The sequence below is a fragment of the Pacificimonas sp. ICDLI1SI03 genome, from assembly GCF_054740865.1.
Map to the genome: position 1 here is coordinate 341259 of NZ_JBSQAU010000002.1, position 19333 is coordinate 360591.

At 60.0% G+C, this 19333-nt stretch carries 15 protein-coding genes; 12 read left to right on the plus strand and 3 right to left on the minus strand.

What is annotated here, in order from left to right; all coding sequences use genetic code 11:
* Window positions 1–47: 47 nt before the first annotated feature.
* Genes ACSMXM_RS13570 through ACSMXM_RS13580 form a run of 3 tightly spaced genes read right to left on the minus strand, consistent with a single transcriptional unit; the run spans window position 48 to window position 4262 of the window.
* Complete coding sequence (locus tag ACSMXM_RS13570; protein ID WP_460316884.1) at window positions 48–1637, minus strand: multicopper oxidase family protein; 1590 nt, start codon at window positions 1635–1637, stop codon at window positions 48–50.
* A gap of 25 nt (window positions 1638–1662) precedes the next feature.
* Window positions 1663–3603, minus strand: coding sequence for an FTR1 family protein (locus ACSMXM_RS13575; RefSeq protein ID WP_460316886.1), 1941 nt, complete (start codon window positions 3601–3603; stop codon window positions 1663–1665).
* Entirely contained in the window at window positions 3600–4262 is a 663-nt protein-coding gene (locus tag ACSMXM_RS13580) for a cation transporter (protein WP_063506155.1), read from the minus strand. Before ACSMXM_RS13580 ends, ACSMXM_RS13575 begins: the two co-directional genes overlap by 4 nt.
* Before the next feature lie 86 nt (window positions 4263–4348).
* On the opposite strand from ACSMXM_RS13580, the gene ACSMXM_RS13585 reads away from it, so the two are divergent.
* From ACSMXM_RS13585 to ACSMXM_RS13640, 12 genes are all read left to right on the plus strand, one after another.
* A complete protein-coding gene (locus tag ACSMXM_RS13585) occupies window positions 4349–4762 on the plus strand; it encodes a MerR family transcriptional regulator (protein WP_050600446.1) in 414 nt (137 codons plus the stop codon).
* A gap of 330 nt (window positions 4763–5092) precedes the next feature.
* Window positions 5093–5440 (plus strand): hypothetical protein, encoded by a 348-nt coding sequence (locus ACSMXM_RS13590; RefSeq protein ID WP_050600445.1) that lies wholly within the window; start codon window positions 5093–5095, stop codon window positions 5438–5440.
* A 63-nt stretch (window positions 5441–5503) separates the two neighbouring features.
* On the plus strand, window positions 5504–6757 hold the full coding sequence (locus ACSMXM_RS13595; protein ID WP_050600444.1) for a TolC family protein: 1254 nt from the start codon (window positions 5504–5506) through the stop codon (window positions 6755–6757).
* A gap of 11 nt (window positions 6758–6768) precedes the next feature.
* A complete protein-coding gene (locus tag ACSMXM_RS13600; protein ID WP_050600443.1) occupies window positions 6769–7917 on the plus strand; it encodes an efflux RND transporter periplasmic adaptor subunit in 1149 nt (382 codons plus the stop codon).
* 22 nt (window positions 7918–7939) lie between these two features.
* Window positions 7940–11236: an efflux RND transporter permease subunit gene (locus tag ACSMXM_RS13605; RefSeq protein ID WP_460317612.1), complete on the plus strand. Its 3297-nt coding sequence runs from the start codon at window positions 7940–7942 to the stop codon at window positions 11234–11236.
* Window positions 11233–11598, plus strand: coding sequence for a hypothetical protein (locus ACSMXM_RS13610; RefSeq protein WP_234003076.1), 366 nt, complete (start codon window positions 11233–11235; stop codon window positions 11596–11598). The genes ACSMXM_RS13605 and ACSMXM_RS13610 overlap by 4 nt, the downstream gene beginning before the upstream one ends.
* Window positions 11595–12224 (plus strand): cation diffusion facilitator family transporter, encoded by a 630-nt coding sequence (locus ACSMXM_RS13615; protein WP_103022923.1) that lies wholly within the window; start codon window positions 11595–11597, stop codon window positions 12222–12224. Before ACSMXM_RS13610 ends, ACSMXM_RS13615 begins: the two co-directional genes overlap by 4 nt.
* 136 nt (window positions 12225–12360) lie before the next feature.
* Entirely contained in the window at window positions 12361–13248 is an 888-nt protein-coding gene (locus tag ACSMXM_RS13620) for a ZIP family metal transporter (RefSeq protein ID WP_103022924.1), read from the plus strand.
* Complete coding sequence (locus tag ACSMXM_RS13625; RefSeq protein ID WP_103022925.1) at window positions 13248–14207, plus strand: cation diffusion facilitator family transporter; 960 nt, start codon at window positions 13248–13250, stop codon at window positions 14205–14207. The genes ACSMXM_RS13620 and ACSMXM_RS13625 overlap by 1 nt, the downstream gene beginning before the upstream one ends.
* 75 nt (window positions 14208–14282) lie before the next feature.
* Window positions 14283–16274: a heavy metal translocating P-type ATPase gene (locus tag ACSMXM_RS13630; RefSeq protein WP_234003077.1), complete on the plus strand. Its 1992-nt coding sequence runs from the start codon at window positions 14283–14285 to the stop codon at window positions 16272–16274.
* 204 nt (window positions 16275–16478) lie between these two features.
* Window positions 16479–18731 carry a TonB-dependent receptor family protein gene (locus tag ACSMXM_RS13635; RefSeq protein WP_103022927.1) on the plus strand — a complete coding sequence of 751 codons (2253 nt, stop codon included), beginning with the start codon at window positions 16479–16481 and terminating at the stop codon, window positions 18729–18731.
* A 155-nt stretch (window positions 18732–18886) separates the two neighbouring features.
* Entirely contained in the window at window positions 18887–19282 is a 396-nt protein-coding gene (locus ACSMXM_RS13640; RefSeq protein ID WP_103022928.1) for a hypothetical protein, read from the plus strand.
* Window positions 19283–19333 lie beyond the last annotated feature (51 nt).

Sequence of the window (19333 nt, forward strand, 5' to 3'; positions counted from 1 at the left end):
GAGGGCCTGGAGGCCGTCGGTGGCAGGTCTTCTGCCCGGTTACTGATTCAGGCTGTGACGGTGAATTGCCCCATCATGCCGGCGTCTTCGTGCTCGAGGATGTGGCAGTGATACATGTAAGGCAAATCCGGGTCGGTGTAGTCCTCGAACCGCAAAAGGAGCCGCACGGCTTCGCCCGGATAGACGACAACCGTGTCCTTTAGCCCCTGTTCCGCCGCCTCAGGTGCCCGGCCGTTCCGGTCGAGGATACGGAACTGCACATCATGAATGTGGAACGGATGCGCCATCATCGAGGCATTCTCGACCTGCCAGATTTCGGTGGTATCGACCCGCACTGTCTCGTCGATACGCTGCATGTCCATCGATTTGCCGTTGATGGTAAAACCGCCTCCACGCATCATGCGCATTCCCATGCCCATATCGAGAACGAAACGGCGCGTCCGGACCGCGTCGCCTGGATCGATCTGAGGCAAGGTAGCGAGCTGGCGAGGCATGGCGATCGCCCGCCTGCGGCTCGCGGCCGGCCGGATGTCCAGCACGGTAAAGCGACGCCTTTCATCCATCATACCGCCCATCATCCCATCGCGACGCTCCCGTTCGCCCATCATCCAATTGTCCGTCGGCCGGTCGGAATCGCCCATGGATCCGGACCCTCTCATTCCCCGGCCCATATTTCCCATACCCATGATTTCGAGCCCGTCCGCAAGCAGCGAAACCGGCCTTCCATCGCTGACATCGACGATTACCTGCGCGCGTTCGCCGGGAGCGAGAACAACATTGTCGGTTGGCAGCGGCGCGGCGAGCAAACCGCCGTCGGTTCCGATCTGATGGAAGCTGCGGCCATCGTCGAACCCGAAACGGTAAAAGCGTGCGTTCGAGCCATTGACTAGTCGCAGCCTCAAACGATCGGACTTTGCCTCGAAGACGGGCTCGACGACGCCGTTGACCAGCATCGTGTCACCCATCATTCCCATCATGATATTATGCATGCGTGTGGAATAAACGAGGCTTCCATCGCGCGCGAAAGCGCGATCCTGTACGACCAGCGGTATATCATCGATGCCATAGTCGTTTGGAAGGTCGAGCGCCTCGCTCGCGCTGTCGCGGACGTAGATCATTCCGGCCAGACCCTGATAGACCTGTGGCCCCGAGCGGCGGTGCGCATGCGAATGATACCAGAACATCGCTGCGCGCTGTCGGACATCGAAACGCGCGGTCCAGCTCCCTCCTGGCTCGATCGGCTGATGCGGTCCGCCATCGGCTCGCGCCGGAAGATGAAAACCGTGCCAGTGGACGGTCGCCGTTTCGGACAGATCGCTCGTGACATTCATCCGCACCGTATCGCCGGCGTGCATCTCAAGTGTGGGGCCTAGATAGGGTTGGTTGATGCCGATGGTCGGCGTTTCGATCCCTTCAAAAAAATGTGAGACGCCGTGGCGCAGATTGAGATCGAAAACCCTCTCGCCGCCTTCTCGTTCCCCTGAATAAAGAGGAGGAACGAGAAGTTGCGAGCGCGCGGTTACCGAAGCAAGCGCCGCATTCCGGTCTGTCAACAGGTCGCGCCGGGCATACGCGGCTATTCCCAGTGCACCTGCGCCAAGCACTGCACCGCCAAGAATAGAACGTCTGTCGATCATAATGCTTCCCTTGCCCGGAGCGTCGTCAACCGGTTTCGGCCTGCGGTGTTCCGGATTGCATGCCTTTCATTCTGTTGCGCCAATAACCCAGCGCGATGAGCGCGAGCGTGAGAATTTGCGCCGCCACTGGCTCAAGTGCCGGTGCGATGCCCAGAATCGGTATGCGGGGCAGATTCGGAAGCGGAGTGATGCCCAACAATCCGGCTTCCTGGAGCCCCGAAATACCCTTCCCGGCCAAGACGACGGCAAGAATGCCGATCAGAACCGAACTATACGCGAAGAATGTTCCAATTGGCAGTCGGCGACTGTAGCGCAGCATCACCCACGCAATCAGCGCTAGCAAGACGATTGCGGCGGCAGCGCCAGCAAGAATCGCGTCGGTATGGCCCTGACTCCAGAGCGCTGCGAAGAACAGGATCGTCTCGAAGACCTCCCGGTAAACCACGAGGAAGGCCAGCCCGAACAGAAACCATGCGGACCTGCGCGAGAGAGCGTGCTGCATGGTTTTCTGGATATAGCGTTGCCATTCGCCGGCCTGCGACTTGCCGTGCATCCAAATACCGACCGACAGCAGGACGAGCGCGGCAAAAAGCGATCCGAACCCCTCTACGAGTTCACGGCCTGCTCCACTTATGCCGATCAGGTAAGTCGCTGCCACCCAAGTCAGGCCACCGGCGACAAGGGCCGACAGCCATCCGCCATGGACGAAGGGCAGAACTTCCGTTCTCTCGGCCTTGCGCAGGAACGCGATCATCGCGATCACGATCAGCAATGCCTCGAGCCCTTCGCGCAACAGGATCGCAAAGGCTCCTGCGAATGCCGACGCCTCACTGGCATTGTCCGGGGCGAGGACCGTCTCGGCGCGGTAGAAAAGAACGTCGAGCGCATTCACCCTTTGGGCGACGGCGGCCAGCGGATCCCCGCGACCTATTGCCGCTCGAAGCTCCGCCATGCCGGTTTCGACAGATGCGAGCAGGTCTGCATCGCGCGTGCTTAAAACGGCTTCCAATGGTTCGAAGCCATCCAGATAGGCCGAGAGTGCGAGTTCGCGCGCTTCGGCCTCATTACCCGCTTCGTAAGCGGCAAGACTTTGCTGCAAGCGTTTGCGTGCCAAAGCGAGTGAGCCGGTCGTATCGCTCGCCATGGCTTCGGGATGAGCCCGCAAATAGGCCATAACGGCATCGGCACGCTCGGTGCTGATCGCCTCGCCAAGGGTTGCCGGCGTAAGGCCGGATAGAGCGGCGAGGTCAGGAATACGAGCCCGGATTTCCGGATCGTCGTTCCAGATCCGTCTGCCGCGCTCCACATCCTCAAATGCGATCGACCCTGAATAGTAGGCCAGGCTCCAGCGATCTTCCGCCCCGAGATCGGAAAAGCCCGGCATGGCCGTTCCCTCCAGACCCTGTCCAATGACCTGGTAGAGCGCGAAAGCGCTTCGCTCGCGGGCACGGACGACGTCGTCGAACGCGATTGGCGGGGGATCGAGTCCCTCTGCCGCGGGGCCGTCGCCTCCTCCGCTCACGCCATGACAGCTTGCGCAGTTCTGGGCGTACAGCGCGGCACCTCGCGCGAGGTCGGGTGCCGCCTCGGGAGCAAGCGGAACGGGAAACGCCGCGATCAGCTCGCTTGCCAATCTGCGCGCGTCTCGTGCGACGACAGCAGGCTCCACCTTCGTCGAGATTGACTCGACGAGAGCCTCTGCCTCCGCAACCAGCTGGGCACGGTGCGCGTTTGCGGGCAGGGCAGCCATGCGTTCGGCTACCGAGGCAGAAAATTCCTGCATTTCGGCATACTCCAGCTCGTTCGTGACTTCACCGCCGCTAACGGCTTCGGTGTAATCCACGGCGATGTAATCGAGCAGGCGCCAGGTCGTCTGAACCGCGTCATGCGTGCCTGCAGAAGCGGGCATTGCGACTGCGATCGACAGGAAAGCGATCAATTGGACCGCAAAAGCACGTAGCGTCATTTGGAGGCGGCCTTTCCGAGAGCCGAAACATGCTGCGCGCGAAGTTCCTCGGTGGCACGCCGGACAATAAGATAGGCCGAATGCAGGAAGATCAGTGCGATCACCGCTGCGACCAGCAGATCGGGCCAGGCTTGCCCGGTCCAGGCGACCAGGGCAGCAGCGATGATCACTCCGACATTGGCGATCGCGTCATTGCGGCTGAACAGCCAGATCGCGGATACATGTGCGTCGCCTTCGCGAAACCGCATCAGCACAAGCGCCGCCGCGATGTTGACTATCAAGGCTGCGACGGCGATCCCGCCCATCAAGCCGGCTTCCGGCGCGACCGCGTTAAGCGATCGCCAGACCGCCAGACCGATCACTCCGAGGCCTAGTACGCCCAGAAACAGCCCCTGTGCCAGCGCGACCCGGGCGCGCGTGCGGGCAGTCCACGCAAGAGCAAGGATGCCGATGAGCGTGATCGATCCATCGCCGATGAAGTCGAGAGCGTCGGCCTTGAGCGCTTGGCTGTCCGCCAGAAACCCGCCGAAGGCCTCGAAAACGCCAAAGCCCAGATTGAGCAATACGACGATCCAAAGGGCGCGGCGATAGGCGGGGTCTGCGCCTGCTCTTTGCGTATCGCCTGTGCAGCCGCAATCCGATGTTTCGTTATTCGACATGAGGCATTAGGTAACACCTCTAGCAACTGTAGGAGCAAGCCAAAATTGCGAATGGTTCGCGGTTTCGGAGCTGGAGGAGTGAGTTCATGCTTATCGGAGGTCTTTCGAAGGCGACGGGCACCAAGGTCAATACGATAAGGTTTTATGAGGATATCGGACTGATGCCCGAAGCCGCGCGTACGGCAGCGGGGCAGCGAACCTACAAAGAGCAGGACGTCGAGCGCCTTTCCTTTATTCGGCATGCTCGAAAATTGGGGTTTTCGATCGATGAAACACGCTCGCTTTTAAGCGTGAAGGCGAGACCGGATCAGAGCTGTGACGAGGCGGGTGACATCGCTTTGCGGCACCTTCGAGCCGTGGACGAGCGCATCAGTCGGCTACAAGCGCTTCGTTCCGAACTGAGAAGTGTGGTCGCGGCCTGCACGGGCGGCGAGGTTTCCGAATGCAAAATCATCGAAACGCTTTCTCGAAACCCAGCCGCCTCTTCCGCGGGTCGCTGACGCGAAAGCTATAATGGGACTATGGACACCGAACCCAGACAGCAAAAAAAGTGCTTGCACCTCCAGTCGCTGGAAGCGTTATCATCGTGATAATCCAGATTCTGATGTCGTGATCTAGGATTGGATGGCTGATTATGACGGAACTTGGGTAATTTGAATATTAATCAGCTTTCGCCTTATAAGAACGCTGCATTCATTCCATGGAATTTGGTCGAAAAAGAAACTACTCGAACAATATTCATTGTCCGGACGCTTCGTGACAATATCACATTACAGCAACCGAGAAGATTTTTGTTTCAACTTTCGTTTCACCTTGTTAGGGGCCACAGGATGTTCGATCTGAACGCCTTGATTCCCGTCAGGATTGTCGCCGCCCTTTTGGCGGTCGCAGCGCTGATGGCGTCTCCGGCGGTCGAAGCAGCGCAATGTGCGGACGAGCTGTCAGAAATAGCCTATTCGGTCCAGATGTTCGACATTGATGCGGACGAGAGCCCGCAAAACGAAAGCCCGGAGCAGCAGGAATGCGCCCACGGGCATTGCCATCACGTCGCCGCAGCACTGAAATCGAAGCTTTTAAACGACATGCCCGACCGGCTTAACATCACGGTTGGGTCGCATATGGCCGAAGAATTATTCGGCGATGCGAGCAATTTACCCAAACGCCCTCCTCGCGCCTGACGACCGTCACTGCGCTGCTTGACGCAGCGCATTTCGATTTGTCAGCAGAGAGAGTTTTGAAAAATGCCAGCCATCAAATGGCGAGGGGCCCTGATAGCAGGGCTAACCCTCGCCGCAATTGTCACGCCTGTGGCAGCGCAGGAGCGGGAGCTTCTGACGCTCGACGAGGCGTTGGGCCGGACAGGCGTGGTTGCCGAACCCGCTAACACCGAGTTAAACCCGCGCATCGTCGGCCCTCGAGCGGAAGCCGAGGCGGCGCAGGCTCTTGTCGGACAGGCGCGGTTGCGGCCCAACCCTGAAATATCGCTCGAGGTCGAGAACATCGCCGGGAGTGGGGCCTTCTCCGGGCTAAGCGCCACCGAATATACGCTTGCTGTCGGACAGCGGCTCGAACTTGGAGGTAAACGCGGCACACGCGTCGAGGCTGCCCGGGCGCAGGCACAGCTGGCGGATCTGCGGGCTGACCTTGCGGGGGCCGAACTCGGATTTCTTGTCCGTGAACGCTACGTAGCAGCGGCTGCAGCAGCCTCGCGCGTCGAACTGGCCCTCGATGTGGTTGAGCGAAACGAAGAGCTCGCCCGCATTGCCGGTCTCCTCGTAGAAGTCGGGCGCGAGCCCCCGCTCCGTGCTCTTCGGGCCGAAGCGGCCTTGGCGGAAGCGCAAGCCGAACTTCAGGCCGCCGAAGCGACAAGTCTTGCAGCCCGAACGGCCCTCGCCTCGCTATGGGGCGATCAGGGGGCGCCGCCGCTTGTTCCGAGCAGGTTCCCCGGGATCGAACCGCCCGGTGCTGTAATGGCGACAGCAAGCGGTCTGCAATTGCGAGTGGCGCGTGCGGAAAGCACCGCCGCCGCCGCCGAGATCGATCGTGAGCGCAGCCTGCGCATTCCCGATCCCGTCGTTTCCGCCGGTGTTCGACGCTTCGAGGAAAGCAATGACAGTGCCTTTCTTCTCGGTGTCTCGATCCCGCTTCCCTTCTTGAATCGTAATCAGGGCAATATCGCTGCAGCCGAAGCAAGGCTGCGCGCCGCCAATGCTCGCGAGGCTGTAGCGTTGGCCGATTTCGAGCAAGCCGTGACGCGCGCACGATCGCAATATCTTGCTGCCGAAGCGCGCGTCGAGACGCTTTCCACGACATCACTCCCCCAGGCCGAGGAGGCTCTTCGGCTCGTCCGCATCGGTTATCGCAATGGCCGTTTTCCGTTGATCGAAGTGTTGAGCGCAGCCGAAGCGCGCGATGCCATTCGCGAGGCGTTGATTGCTGCGCAAGAAGACCGGGGACAAGCTGCCGCCGAACTGATCAGGCTGGCCGCACAATGAGGAATACCAAAATGAACCGCAAAAGACTGGCGATCATCGCCGGAATTGTCATACTTGTTTCGGCCTTGATGCTGATGTTCTGGCCTGACAGCCAGGTCGACACCCACGCGGACGAAGAGGTCGCAGAGACAGAACTGCCCGAGGGGCTCGTGCTAATCGAGCAAGAGCAGATCCGCACCGCCGAGATCGAGGTCGCAGCGGTGCAAACGGGTGCCGCTGTCGAACTCGTATTTCCTGCAACGGTTGCGGCAAGTCCGACCGCCAGCGCACGCATCGATGCACGGGCTTCCGGTGTCGTGCGCAGCGTTGGCAAGACGCTTGGCGATTATGTCCGGCAGGGCGAGACCGTCGCTCGGATCGAAAGCGCCGATGCGGCTGCACTCGCTTCCCAGCTTAGTGCCGCCCGCGCCCGCGTAACCGAGCTTTCGGCGGCCTATGAACGGGAGCGCCGGCTATTCGAAGCCAACGTGACCGCACGCCAGGATCTCGAAGCGGCGCGCGCCAATCTTGACGTTGCCCGTTCCGAACTGAACCGGTCGCAGGCGGCCGTCGCCGCGGCAGGCGTGAGCGGCGATGGACGCTCGCTCGCTGTCACCAGTCCGCTTTCGGGCCGTGTGACCGCCGCTCCAATCGTGCTCGGCTCGTTCGTCGACGCCGGGGAGGAGCTTTACAGCGTGGTCAATCCCAGCGGCTTGCAGATCGAGGTTGCGCTGCCTTCCGAAGATGCTTCACGCATCCAGCCTGGCGACGAGGCTGCGTTGATCCTCGGCGATGGAAGGGAGATCGGCGCTCGCGTCCGGTCGGTAACGCCTTCGCTCGATGCCGAGAGCCGTAGCGCGACAGCGGTTCTTACCTTGACGCGCGCCGTTCCCGGTCTGCAGCCCGGATCGTTCCTTCAGGCGCGTATTCGCCCCTCGGGCGAATTGGACCAGAGCCGTATCGCGGTACCCGAAGATGCTGTGCAGGTGCTCGAAGGACGCGATGTTGTCTTCGTGCGGACACGACGCGGATTTCAGGCTCGGGAGGTCGAGATCGGCAGCCGGTCTGCCGGAATGGTGACGATCCTCTCCGGGCTCGAGCCCGGTCAGCGGATCGCGACTGCCAATGCCTTCCTGTTGAAGTCCGAGCTCGAAAAGGAGGGCGCAGAACATGGCCATTGATCAAACCACGGCATCTTCTCCCATGTCTTCGGACGAAGGTAGCCACCGTCACGGCCCGATCGGAGTCATCCTCGATGTCGCCGTTCGTTTCCGCTGGGCGATCATCGTCCTGACCGTGTTCGCAGCGATCTACGGAGCGTTCAATCTGGTGCGCCTGCCGATCGACGCGGTTCCCGACATCACCAACACGCAGGTCCAGATCAACACCAGCGCTGCCGCGCTCTCACCTTCGCAGGTCGAGACGCAGGTGACCTTCCCCATCGAAACCGGACTTGCCGGGATCGAAGGCCTGGAGATGACACGATCGATTTCGCGCAACGGCTTCAGCCAGGTCACCGCGATTTTCGAGGAGGGCACCGACCTCTACTTCGCCCGGCAGCAGGTGAACGAACGGCTCGCGCCGATTGGCGCTTCATTGCCCGAAGGAGCGGAGCCTACCATGGGGCCGATCTCCACCGGCCTTGGCGAAGTGCTGATGTATACGATCGAGTATGAGCATCCCGGTGGCAAGGGTGCGACCACTGGTGGCCGCACAGGCTGGCAGTCCGATGGCAGCTTCATCACCGAACGCGGCGACCGCCTCGAGAGTGAGGTGGCTAAGTCGGCCTATCTGCGCACTGTGCAGGATTGGGTGGTCGCGCCGTTGATGCGCTCGATCGACGGCGTGGCCGGCGTGGATTCGATTGGCGGGTTCGAAAAGCAATTCCTTGTTCAGCCCGATCCGGCACGTCTCACCGGCTATGGCCTGTCATTCGACTCACTCATCGATGCTCTAGAAGCCGCCAATCTGGCGGCAGGCGCCAATTTCGTCGATCGTGCCGACGAAGCCCTGCTTGTCCGCGTGGACGCGAGGCTGGGCAGCATTGCCGACATCGAAGAAGCCGTCATTGCGACCCGCGAGGGCGTGCCCATCCGCATCGGCGATGTGGCCGATGTGGAGATCGGCGGCGACCTGCGAACCGGTGCTGCTTCACTGAACGGTGAAGAGGCGGTGGTGGGAACCGTGTTGATGCGCGCGGGCGAGAACAGCCGGACCGTTGCGGCTGGTGCTGCCGAGAGACTTGAAGAGGTCCGCGCATCGCTTCCGGACGGAGTTGTCGCTGAGATTGTCTACAATCGTTCCTCACTAGTCGATGCGACGATCTCCACCGTCGAAAAGAACCTGCTCGAAGGCGCATTGCTCGTGATCGCCGTCCTGTTCCTCTTGCTCGGCAATATCCGCGCCGCCATAATCACCGCACTGGTCATTCCCGTTTCGATGCTGATGGCAGCGGTGGGGATGAACCGGCTTGGTGTCTCAGGTAATCTGATGAGCCTGGGCGCGCTCGACTTCGGGCTGATCGTCGATGGTGCGGTCATCATTGTCGAGAACAGCGTCGCCCGGCTTGCGGCCCGGCAACATCGCGAAGGACGCTTGCTTACCTTGGGTGAGCGGCTGACCGAAACGCGTCTCGCAGCGCAGGAAATGATCAAACCGACCGTCTACGGTCAGGCGATTATCTTCCTCGTCTTCGCGCCGCTGCTGACCTTTACCGGGGTCGAGGGCAAGACGTTCTCGCCCATGGCGATCACGATGATGCTCGCGCTGGCTTCGGCCTTCGTTCTTTCATTGACCTTCGTGCCAGCGATGATTGCGGTCCTGCTCAACAAGAAGCTGACCGAAAAGGAGGTGAAGCCCATTCGCTGGGCCAAAGAGCGCTACGGTCCCGCCGTGCGCAAGGTCATTGCGCGGCCCTGGCCGATGATTGGTGCCGGGGTTGGTCTCTTCACAGTAGCGGTTTTTGTGTTCGGCTTTCTGGGCAGCGAGTTCACCCCGCAGCTCGATGAACGCGACATCGCGGTGCAATCCTTGCGCATCCCCTCGACATCGCTCGAACGCTCGCTGGCGATGCAGCGGCGGGTCGAAGACCGGCTCGAAGAGTTTCCCCAAGTTGATCTTGTGTTCTCACGGACGGGCACGGCCGAAGTCGCCAGCGATCCAATGCCCCCCAATGCTTCGGACGCTTATGTCATCCTGAAGCCTCGCGACGAATGGCCCGATCCCGATTTGCCGAAAGATGAGCTTGTTGGTGAAATGGAAAGCGCGCTCGGAGGCCTCATCGGCAATCTCTACGAGTTCAGCCAGCCTATCGAGCTGCGCTTCAACGAGCTGATCGCCGGTGTGCGCGGCGATGTAGCGGTCAAGCTCTACGGCGATGATCTCACTGCGCTTACCGAAGCGGCGGGTGAGGTCGCGGGCGTGCTTCGAGGCGTCGAAGGCGCCGCGGACGTGAAGGTGCAGCAGGTGACGGGCTTTCCGACGCTGGACATCGCCTTCGATCGCCCGACCATTGCGCGCTATGGTCTGACTGTCGAGGAGGTGGCACAGTCGGTTGCGATCGCGCTCGGCGGGCGGCCAGCAGGACTAGTGTTCGAGGGCGATCGCCGTTTCGATGTTGTCGTGCGCCTCGAGGATGCGACGCGCGACGATTTCGACCAGCTCGGCGCGCTCCCGATCGTGCTTGAAAACGGCGTCACAGTTCCCTTGCGGACATTGGCCGATTTTCAGGTGGTCGATGGCCTCGCAGAGGTCCGACGTGAACAGGGGCGCCGGCTCGTAATCGTGTCGGCCAATGTCCGTGAACGCGATCTCGGTTCCTTTGTCGAAGAAGCGCAAGAGGGCGTCGCGGCTGGGGTCGATATGCCGCCTGCATCCTTCATCGAATGGGGTGGCCAGTATCAGAACCTCCAAGCGGCCCAGGCACGCCTCGCAATTGTCGTGCCTGTCTGCTTCGCGCTGGTCCTGTTGTTGCTGTTCATGGCGCTCGGCGGATGGGTTCCGGCCCTGGCGGTGTTCAGCGCCATTCCGATGGCCTTGGCCGGGGGCGTGTTCGCGCTCGCGCTGCGAGGCTTGCCATTCTCGGTGTCTGCCGCGGTCGGCTTTATCGCGCTTTCCGGCGTGGCGGTGCTCAACGGTCTCGTCATGATGACCGCGATCCGACAGCGACTGGACAGCGGGATGCCGCTCGATGAGGCGATTGCCGATGGCGCGCTGGCGCGACTGCGACCGGTGCTCATGACCGCGTTGGTGGCGTCGCTGGGTTTTGTGCCCATGGCGATCGCCACAGGAACAGGTGCTGAGGTGCAACGTCCCTTGGCTACGGTGGTTATCGGCGGACTGATCACCGCAACGGCGCTGACTCTGTTCGTTCTGCCCGCGATCGCCCGCCTCGTGCTGCACCGCTCTGACGATGAGCGCAGCTGGCGCGAAAAATGGTGGGACCGCCTGCGTCGCAACGTCACGCGCGATGAGCAGCGCGAATTGGGCGAAATAACATGAAGGGAAAACCGATAAGGCTTGCGAGAATGCTTGTCCTGCCGCTGATCGCGTTTGGGCTGGCTGGGCCTGCCTATGCCCAGCAATCCAATCCGATTGCCGCCCTCTGGAGCCTTGGCGATCAGCCCTCGTGTGATGCAGGCCAAGTCTGGGTGTTCTTCGCCGACGGGTTCCATGCGGAAGTCCGGTTGCCCGATGGACAGCCATCCGCAGCCGGCATTTGGCGGGATGAAGGCGAAGCAATTGCCTACACCCATGTGCATATGCCCTTCGAAAGGCATGCGCGTGCGATGCCCGTGCGTCACCTGACTGTCGAGAGACGCCCGGCCGAAAATTGGGCACGTGAAAACGAGGATGTGTCATGAGCGGCGAAAGTAAACTCAAGCTCGATTCCGCTGAGAGGCGCCGCACACTTTGGATTGTCCTGTGGCTCAACGTGACCATCGCTGCGGGCTTCTTCATTACCGGGGCCGTCGGCGATTCCAACGCGTTGATCGCCAATGGGCTCGACAACTCATCCGACGCTGTCGTCTATGGTCTAAGCCTGCTGGCGCTTACCCGTTCGCGGACCTGGAAGCGCGGTGCAGCCCGCTTCTCCGGTGTCATGCTCCTCGTATTCGCGGGCGGCGTCGTGCTCGATGCGATCCGGAGGTTCCTCGATGGGTCAGAGCCAGTGGGAGTTATGATGCTGGCGATGGCTGCGGTTGCCGCAGTGGTCAATCTTATCTGCCTGCGGCTGCTGCAAAAAATGCAGGACAAGGATGTGAACTTGCGTGCAGCTACGACTTTCAGTTTCAATGATTTCGTGGCCAATGGCGGTATCATTATTGCGGGCATCATCGTGCTGGTGACCGAGGCGAACTGGCCCGATCTCGTCGTCGGGATCGGGGTTGCGGGTATCGCTGTCTATGGCGGGATCGAGATCTTGCGCGACGCGCATATGGACAATCACGATGAAAAGAAAACGCAGCACACGGGGTTGCGGAAGTGATGGCAGTACGGGCAGTTTTCCCAGGCGTGGAGCGCCTATTGGCCCCCTTCGTAGGAGCTGCGAAAACAGTGGGGCTTCTCCGTCTCAGTGTTCACCCTTCTTATACGTTCTGCGCTGTTCCTCATGAAGCCGCCAAGTGACCATTGCCGACACCATATTCGCGGCGCAAGGCCGATCGCACGTCCTGCTGCTGACGACGTTCGCAAGTGTCGGCTTGATCGTCGGAGCAGTTTTGGCAGAAAGAGCTGGCTCCGAATTGCGCCGGCTGGACTTGCTGCCTTTGGGCGCTTCTGGCGTCCTGTTTGCGCTCGTAGCTGTGCTATTCACGCCATTTGTGCAGTCAACAGTTGAGCGTTGGCTTGTTCCTCTACTTTTTATGGCGGGTGGATCGACCTATATTCTACTTTGCCGGATCGCTGAGACCTTTGGTCGTCGTGCCGGGGATAGACGAAAGCGGCTGCATGGGAGAAGCGATGATCCCTCACCTGATGCCGCAGTGTCAGCGGTGGCGATCATCGATCTGATCGGATCTGGCATCGCGCTGGGTCTAGTTGCGGCCGCCTCCGTGACGCTTGCAATACTCGTGGCTATCGGTTTGGCCGCGGTGAATATTTCGACCTCCCGTCGGTTTGCCGTTGGATTGATGCCCTTAGAATTGCGGCGAATGGATCGCATCGCGGCCATCGTCATGTACGCTCTGGCCTTTAACGCGGCGGCGCTTCTCGCGTTTTGGGCAATACACAGCGTCGAAAATTACGGTTTGCCGTTGCTCCTCGCATTTTTCGGGGGGCTACTCCTTGTTGCTGCGGCAAGAACCCTGATTTTCACTCCGCAAGTGTCTGCTGCGTCGCAGATGAGTTCATTGATCGCATTTCTCGGTGGGTTCGCCATTTACGCGCTCCTCGCAGCCGGAGCCGGTGAAGTATTCGATGCGCTGGACGTCTCGAGGTCTGGCTTGGAGCACCCCGCAGAGCGACCGTTGGCACCCTCGAACGGTCCACAGCCAGGCACAGGAGACCAATAATGGGGCAATCCCGCAATCATGCTGGGCATAGTCACGGCGAAGAGAATCTCAGCGATCGCCAGCTTATCTTTGCCGTCGCGATCAACGTCCTGCTAACGGCCGCGCAGATCATCGGCGGTATCGTTTCGGGCTCACTGGCGCTCATCGCCGACGCGCTGCATAATTTCAGCGATGCAGCTTCGCTTGGCCTGGCTTGGTTTGCTCGACGGATCGGACGTCGACCCGCCGACAAGCTGATGACCTTCGGATATGCGCAGGGGGAGGTCGTTGCCGCGCTCATCAACCTGACAACATTGCTTATTATTGGTTTCTACCTGCTGGTCGAAGCAATCAATCGCTTTGCCGAACCCCAACCGATCGAAGGGTGGACCGTGATCTGGGTGGCCGGCATCGCGCTCGTGATCGATCTTGTCACCGCTTTCATTGTCTATCGGGGATCGCACGACAGTATCAACATGAAGGCCGCCTTCCTGCACAATGTCTCCGATGCTTTGGCGTCGGTGGGTGTGATCGTCGCTGGCGTTCTCATCCTGCTGTATGACCTCTTCATCGCCGACCTCGTCATCACCTTGATCATCGCGGGCTATGTAATCTGGCAGGGGCTTACGCTTATGCCCCGAACTGTCCGGCTGCTGATGGGCGCCGTGCCCGACGATGTCGAATTCGACCGGATTGTCAAAGCGCTGGAGGAGCAGGATGGTGTGAGGAGCGTTCATCATCTGCATGTCTGGAATCTGGGTGAACATGCTCGCGCGCTCGAAGCTCATCTCGTTCTTGAAACGGACACTCTGGCTGCATTTGAAGACCTGAAGAGCCGCGTCAAGGAAGACCTAGCCGTCGATTTCCATATTCAGCACGCAACTTTGGAGCCTTGTCAGGAAACCGAATGCGAACCGGCTCTGATTGCAGAGCATAGGGCAAATCGCGGTACTCACGCGGGAGCGCGGCATGAGCATTGAGTTTCTTTTTCCCGCTCAAACATACGAAGCCACCCGCTTAGCTCAGGCTAGCAGCGACAATCATTGGAAACGAAGTTGAACGACAAAACATCAGGCCCACCGAATGGCGCCGCTCACGAACATGCCCATGGCGGAATCTTCGGGGAACGCACCGAGCTCATATTTGCTTTGCTATCCGGTGCTTTTCTCGCGGTTGGCTTCGCCATTGAAAAGCTTGTCGAGAGTGGTCCAGACTGGGCCCCGCTAGCGTGTTACGTAGCTGCCTATTTCTTCGGGGGTTTTTATACCCTCAAGGAAGCGATCGATAACGCGCGGGCGCGCAAGTTCAAGATCGACTCCCTGATGCTGGTTGCCGCGACCGGCGCGGCGATACTCGGCGAGTTTGCCGAAGGCGCTCTGCTACTGTTCCTGTTCAGTATCGGTCATGCGCTCGAAAATTATGCGATGGGCCGCGCCAAGCGTGCCATCGATGCACTGGCGGAGCTTGCTCCCGACACGGCCACGCTGCTGCGCGCGGGCGAACAGGTTGTTGTGCCGGTGGAGGAACTGGTGGTCGGAGATGTGGTGCTTGTGAGGCCGAACGAGCGACTTGCGGCTGACGGTTTCGTTATCGATGGTCAATCCGCGATCAATCAGGCCCCGGTCACCGGTGAAAGCATACCGGTGGACAAGCGACCGGTTTCCGATCGGGCAATAGCTCGACAAAACACCACGGCAATCGCGGCCCAATCACAAGTGTTCGCAGGCACGATCAATGGTAGCGGCGCGCTTGAGATCGAAGTCACGCGCAAAGCGAGCGAGAGCACGCTCAGCAAGGTGGCCGAACTGGTGGCGACGGCGGAGACCGAGCGCTCTCCCACGCAGCGGATGACCGACAAGTTCGAACGCATATTCGTGCCGCTGGTGCTGGCGCTGGCTGTATTGCTGCTTTTCGCCCCGCTCGTGATTGACGAGCCATTCAGTGAGAGTTTCTATCGCTCCATGGCCGTTCTCGTGGCAGCCAGCCCATGCGCATTGGCCATTGCCACACCGAGCGCGGTCCTTTCCGGCGTGGCGCGCGCTGCCCGTGGCGGAGTGCTCATAAAGGGCGGCGCGGCGCTCGAGGATCTCGGCACGCTGAAGGCTATGGCTTTCGACAAGACAGGGACGCTTACCGAAGGCGAGCCCCGCATCACGGATGTGATTCCCATCGGTGCGGCATCTGAAGAGCAATTGCTCTCGGTCGCTGTTGCTGTCGAACGCTTGAGCGATCATCCATTGGCGCAGGCCGTTGTCCGCGACGGCTTGGACCGGCTAGAGGGCCGGGTTTTCGCGAAAGCCTCCGATCTGAAAAGCCTTACGGGTCGGGGTGTGACCGCCCAGCTGAACGGCGAAACTGCGTGGATCGGTAAGGCCGAGATGTTCGGAGCTGGCGGGATCGAGCCACTAGACCTTGCGGCGGCAGATGCAATTGCCCGGCTGCGCGAGCAAGGCCGAACAACCATGGCAGTGCGCCTCGGTGATCGCGACCTAGGCGTTATCGGTTTGATGGATACGGCGCGTGAAGGGGCAAGAGAGGCGCTTGCAGAGCTGCGCTCGTTGGGGATCGAGCGGATGCTGATGATTTCGGGCGATCACACCAAAGTGGCGGAGGCAATCGGCCGAGAGGTTGGTCTCGACGAAGCCCGCGGCGATCTGATGCCGCAGGACAAGGTCGATACGATCGACGCGCTCAGCCGCGAAGCAAAAGTTGCAATGGTCGGCGATGGCGTAAACGATGCGCCAGCGATGGCTAAGGCCACCGTTGGCATCGCAATGGGCGCGGCAGGATCGGACGTCGCGCTTGAAACAGCCGATGTCGCCCTGATGGCGGACGATCTTCGCCACCTTCCGTTTGCTGTCGGGCTCTCGCGCAAATCGCGAGCGATAATCAGGCAGAACGTTTATGTCAGTTTAGGCATCGTGGCGATCCTCGTTCCGGCGACGATCTTCGGCCTGGGTATCGGCCCCGCAGTCATAGCACATGAGGGATCGACTTTGCTGGTCGTGTTCAATGCTCTGCGATTGCTTGGATACAAGGACGGATAGACCCGGTCGATCCGCGTGATGATGGGCAAGCGCAGGAGAACGGCCAATAACTCCACAAAATCCATTTCGCAGATAGCTGACAGCTTACACTGCATCACCGCGAAATAACCTCTACGGAAAACCCCGAAAAGACCTTTTTGCTCTTGCGAGTCATTTGCAACAAAGGTAGGGAGCGATCTCCAAACCGGAGAACAGGAAGTGTTTATGTATCGTGCCGCCGTCTCGTCCTTGGCGATCGCCCTATCCACCCCCGCGTTGGCCCAGGAACATACCGGGCCTGAGAGCGAAGAGAGCGGAGCAGAGCAAATTGCGGACGACCGCGAAGACAATACGAGCGGATCAATCATCGTGATCGGCGGCCGTATTGATCCCTATCGCATCGCGGGCTCGGCCGATCTGATCGACACCGAGGATTTGCGCCGGTTCGATCACGGTGACGTAAACCGCGTCCTGCGACAGGTTCCCGGCGTTAATACGCAGGAAGAAGATGGGTTCGGCCTGTTCCCGAACATCGGTCTGCGCGGTAGTCCGGTCGAACGCTCAAGCAATATTACTCTGATGGAAGACGGCGTTCTGATTGCGCCTGCTCCCTATGCTGCTCCGGCCGCTTACTATTTCCCGGCCATCGGACGCATGCAAGCGGTCGAGGTTACGAAAGGCGCTGCTGCCATTCGCTATGGTCCCCGTACGATTGGCGGAGCGGTCAACCTCCGGTCGAATGATATTCCGACCGAAGAATTGGCAGGCTACGCATCAGGCCAATACGGTTCGCGCGGCTACTATCAGGGGCAGGCCTGGATCGGCGGTGACACCGACTATGTCGGAGCGCTGATCGAAACCTATCAGCAGGGCGGCGACGGCTTCAAAACGATTGATGGGTTTCCAGACGCGGACACTGGCTTCGAGCGAAAGGATTACCGTGGGCGTTTTGCTGTTCACACCGCACCGGACGCGCCTGTCGAAGCGCGACTGGAGTTTGTCTATGGTCGATCGGACCTTGAAGCCAATGAGACCTATCTTGGGCTGGCCGATGCCGACTTCGCGGCAGATCCCTATCGCCGCTACGCCGCTAGCCAGCGCGACGCGTTCACCGGAGAGCATGACCAATATCGCGTCATCGGCACGCTATCTTTTGCCGACGAAACGAGAATAACCGCCACGCTGTATCGCAATGACTTCAGACGCAGCTGGTCAAAACTTCAGGATATCGACTTCGATGGAGACGGTAACTTCGATTCGATTCAATCGGTGTTCGATAGCCCCGATGACAATGCCGAGGCACTCGGCATTCTGCGCGGAGCCGACACTGCGAGCGGTGCAGTCCGCATCCGCAACAACAATCGCGTCTATCGCAGCGAAGGCGCTCAGATCTCACTGGAACGGCCGTTCGGGACTGGCGCATTACGCCACAATCTTGCGGTGTCGGTCCGCTATCACGAGGATGAGGAGGATCGGCTGCAAAACGAGGAATTCTACTCCCAGATCGGTGGCGAGCTGGTCTTTGAGCGTCAGACCGATATCGGCCAGCAGGCCAACCGGGAGGCGAAAGCGACGGCCATCGCCTTCTACATAGAAGACCGGATCGAGATTGGCGCGCTCACGCTGACACCCGGCTTGAGGTATGAAGGGATCGATTTGACCCGATTGGACTACGCCCGATCGGACCCGGATCGATCCACCGGTCCTACCCGCGTTCGCCGGACCAATATCGACCAGTGGCTACCTGCTCTGGGCGTTACTTACGAAATGGGCGATGCAATCCTGCTGGCAGGAGTGTCGCGCGGCTTCTCCCCCCCCGGACCGGGCAACCCCGACGCGCGCGCCGAGAAAAGCTGGAATTACGAGGCGGGGGTGCGTTATCGGACCGACGAAATCCAGGTTTCTGCCATCGGCTTCTACAACGACTATTCCAATCTGCTTGGCAACTGCACCCAATCTGTGGGCTGCACTACAGGAGATATCGGCGATCAATTCAATGGCGGTGCGGTAACGGTTCAGGGCCTGGAATTGTCTATAGCGACCGAGCCACGCGCCTCCGACACAATCTCGTTTCCCGTGTCTATCGCTTATACATTCACCGACGCAGAATTCGACAGCAGTTTCGACAGCGAATTTTTCGGTGATGTGATCGAAGGCGACGATTTACCCTATATAGCTCGGCATCAGGTGTATTTTGAGGCAGGCGTAAACGCCGGACGCGCCACCGCCACCCTTGGCGTTAGCTATGTTTCCGATTTACGCGATGATCCCGGAAGCGGCGCTATTGCTGTAAATGATCGGGTTGATGACCGCATAATCTTTGATCTTGCGGGAAACTACGCGCTTACGGAAAAGTTCTCCCTCTTTGCGCGCGTCGATAACCTTTTCGATGACCAGTACGCAGTCAGTCGGCGCCCATTCGGTTTGCGGCCGGGTGTCCCCCGTCGGTTCGTGAGCGGAGCTCGGGTCAGCTTCTAACCTCCACGGGAGACCTGAGGTGATGTTCCTCGCGGCTGTCAATGATGCCGTGTCGCTTCGGGCTTCAGTGAAACCAAAAGCCGGCATCCGGGGAATGTGCAACGAATTTCCGGGATACAAACCTTGCAGACGGTGATTGACTTGAACTCCGAGGGGTGTCGGACTATTCGGTCACGGTGAAGTTGATCCGCGTCCTGACTTTGATTTGTTTTAGCTTAGGCCTGTTTGTGCAGGTTGCGGCACAGGCTGCTGTTCCTCAAAACGCTGTCGCTGAAATGGTGGATTGCGCCGAAATGGCGCAGGCCATACCCGAGCTTAGCATGGATGCCGATGACCCGTCTTCTGATCGCGAGGGGTGTTGTCCCGACATGACAATCGACTGTCTGGTCGCGATGAATTGCATGCCACCGCTAGCCCTCACGGGTATGGGTTCGTTGGGTGCTGCGCCACTCAATTTCGCTCTCTCGTATCACGTCGCAACTTCTGACGGGCTCGAGAAAGAGCAACCAAGACCAGAATCCCCGCCTCCACAAAACCAACTCACTATCTAGCATTTCCCGGACGGCGCGCTGCGCCGTTTGCGAGCTTGAAGGATAAAGAGG

What these genes read in the sequence shown, in the direction of transcription:
- ACSMXM_RS13570 (WP_460316884.1), bottom strand. Translation starts at nt 1,637, where the DNA reads ATGATCGACAGACGTTCTATTCTTGGCGGTGCAGTGCTTGGCGCAGGT.
- ACSMXM_RS13575 (WP_460316886.1), bottom strand. Translation starts at nt 3,603, where the DNA reads ATGACGCTACGTGCTTTTGCGGTCCAATTGATCGCTTTCCTGTCGATC.
- ACSMXM_RS13580 (WP_063506155.1), bottom strand. Translation starts at nt 4,262, where the DNA reads ATGTCGAATAACGAAACATCGGATTGCGGCTGCACAGGCGATACGCAA.
- ACSMXM_RS13585 (WP_050600446.1), top strand. Translation starts at nt 4,349, where the DNA reads ATGCTTATCGGAGGTCTTTCGAAGGCGACGGGCACCAAGGTCAATACG.
- ACSMXM_RS13590 (WP_050600445.1), top strand. Translation starts at nt 5,093, where the DNA reads ATGTTCGATCTGAACGCCTTGATTCCCGTCAGGATTGTCGCCGCCCTT.
- ACSMXM_RS13595 (WP_050600444.1), top strand. Translation starts at nt 5,504, where the DNA reads ATGCCAGCCATCAAATGGCGAGGGGCCCTGATAGCAGGGCTAACCCTC.
- ACSMXM_RS13600 (WP_050600443.1), top strand. Translation starts at nt 6,769, where the DNA reads ATGAACCGCAAAAGACTGGCGATCATCGCCGGAATTGTCATACTTGTT.
- ACSMXM_RS13605 (WP_460317612.1), top strand. Translation starts at nt 7,940, where the DNA reads ATGTCTTCGGACGAAGGTAGCCACCGTCACGGCCCGATCGGAGTCATC.
- ACSMXM_RS13610 (WP_234003076.1), top strand. Translation starts at nt 11,233, where the DNA reads ATGAAGGGAAAACCGATAAGGCTTGCGAGAATGCTTGTCCTGCCGCTG.
- ACSMXM_RS13615 (WP_103022923.1), top strand. Translation starts at nt 11,595, where the DNA reads ATGAGCGGCGAAAGTAAACTCAAGCTCGATTCCGCTGAGAGGCGCCGC.
- ACSMXM_RS13625 (WP_103022925.1), top strand. Translation starts at nt 13,248, where the DNA reads ATGGGGCAATCCCGCAATCATGCTGGGCATAGTCACGGCGAAGAGAAT.
- ACSMXM_RS13635 (WP_103022927.1), top strand. Translation starts at nt 16,479, where the DNA reads ATGTATCGTGCCGCCGTCTCGTCCTTGGCGATCGCCCTATCCACCCCC.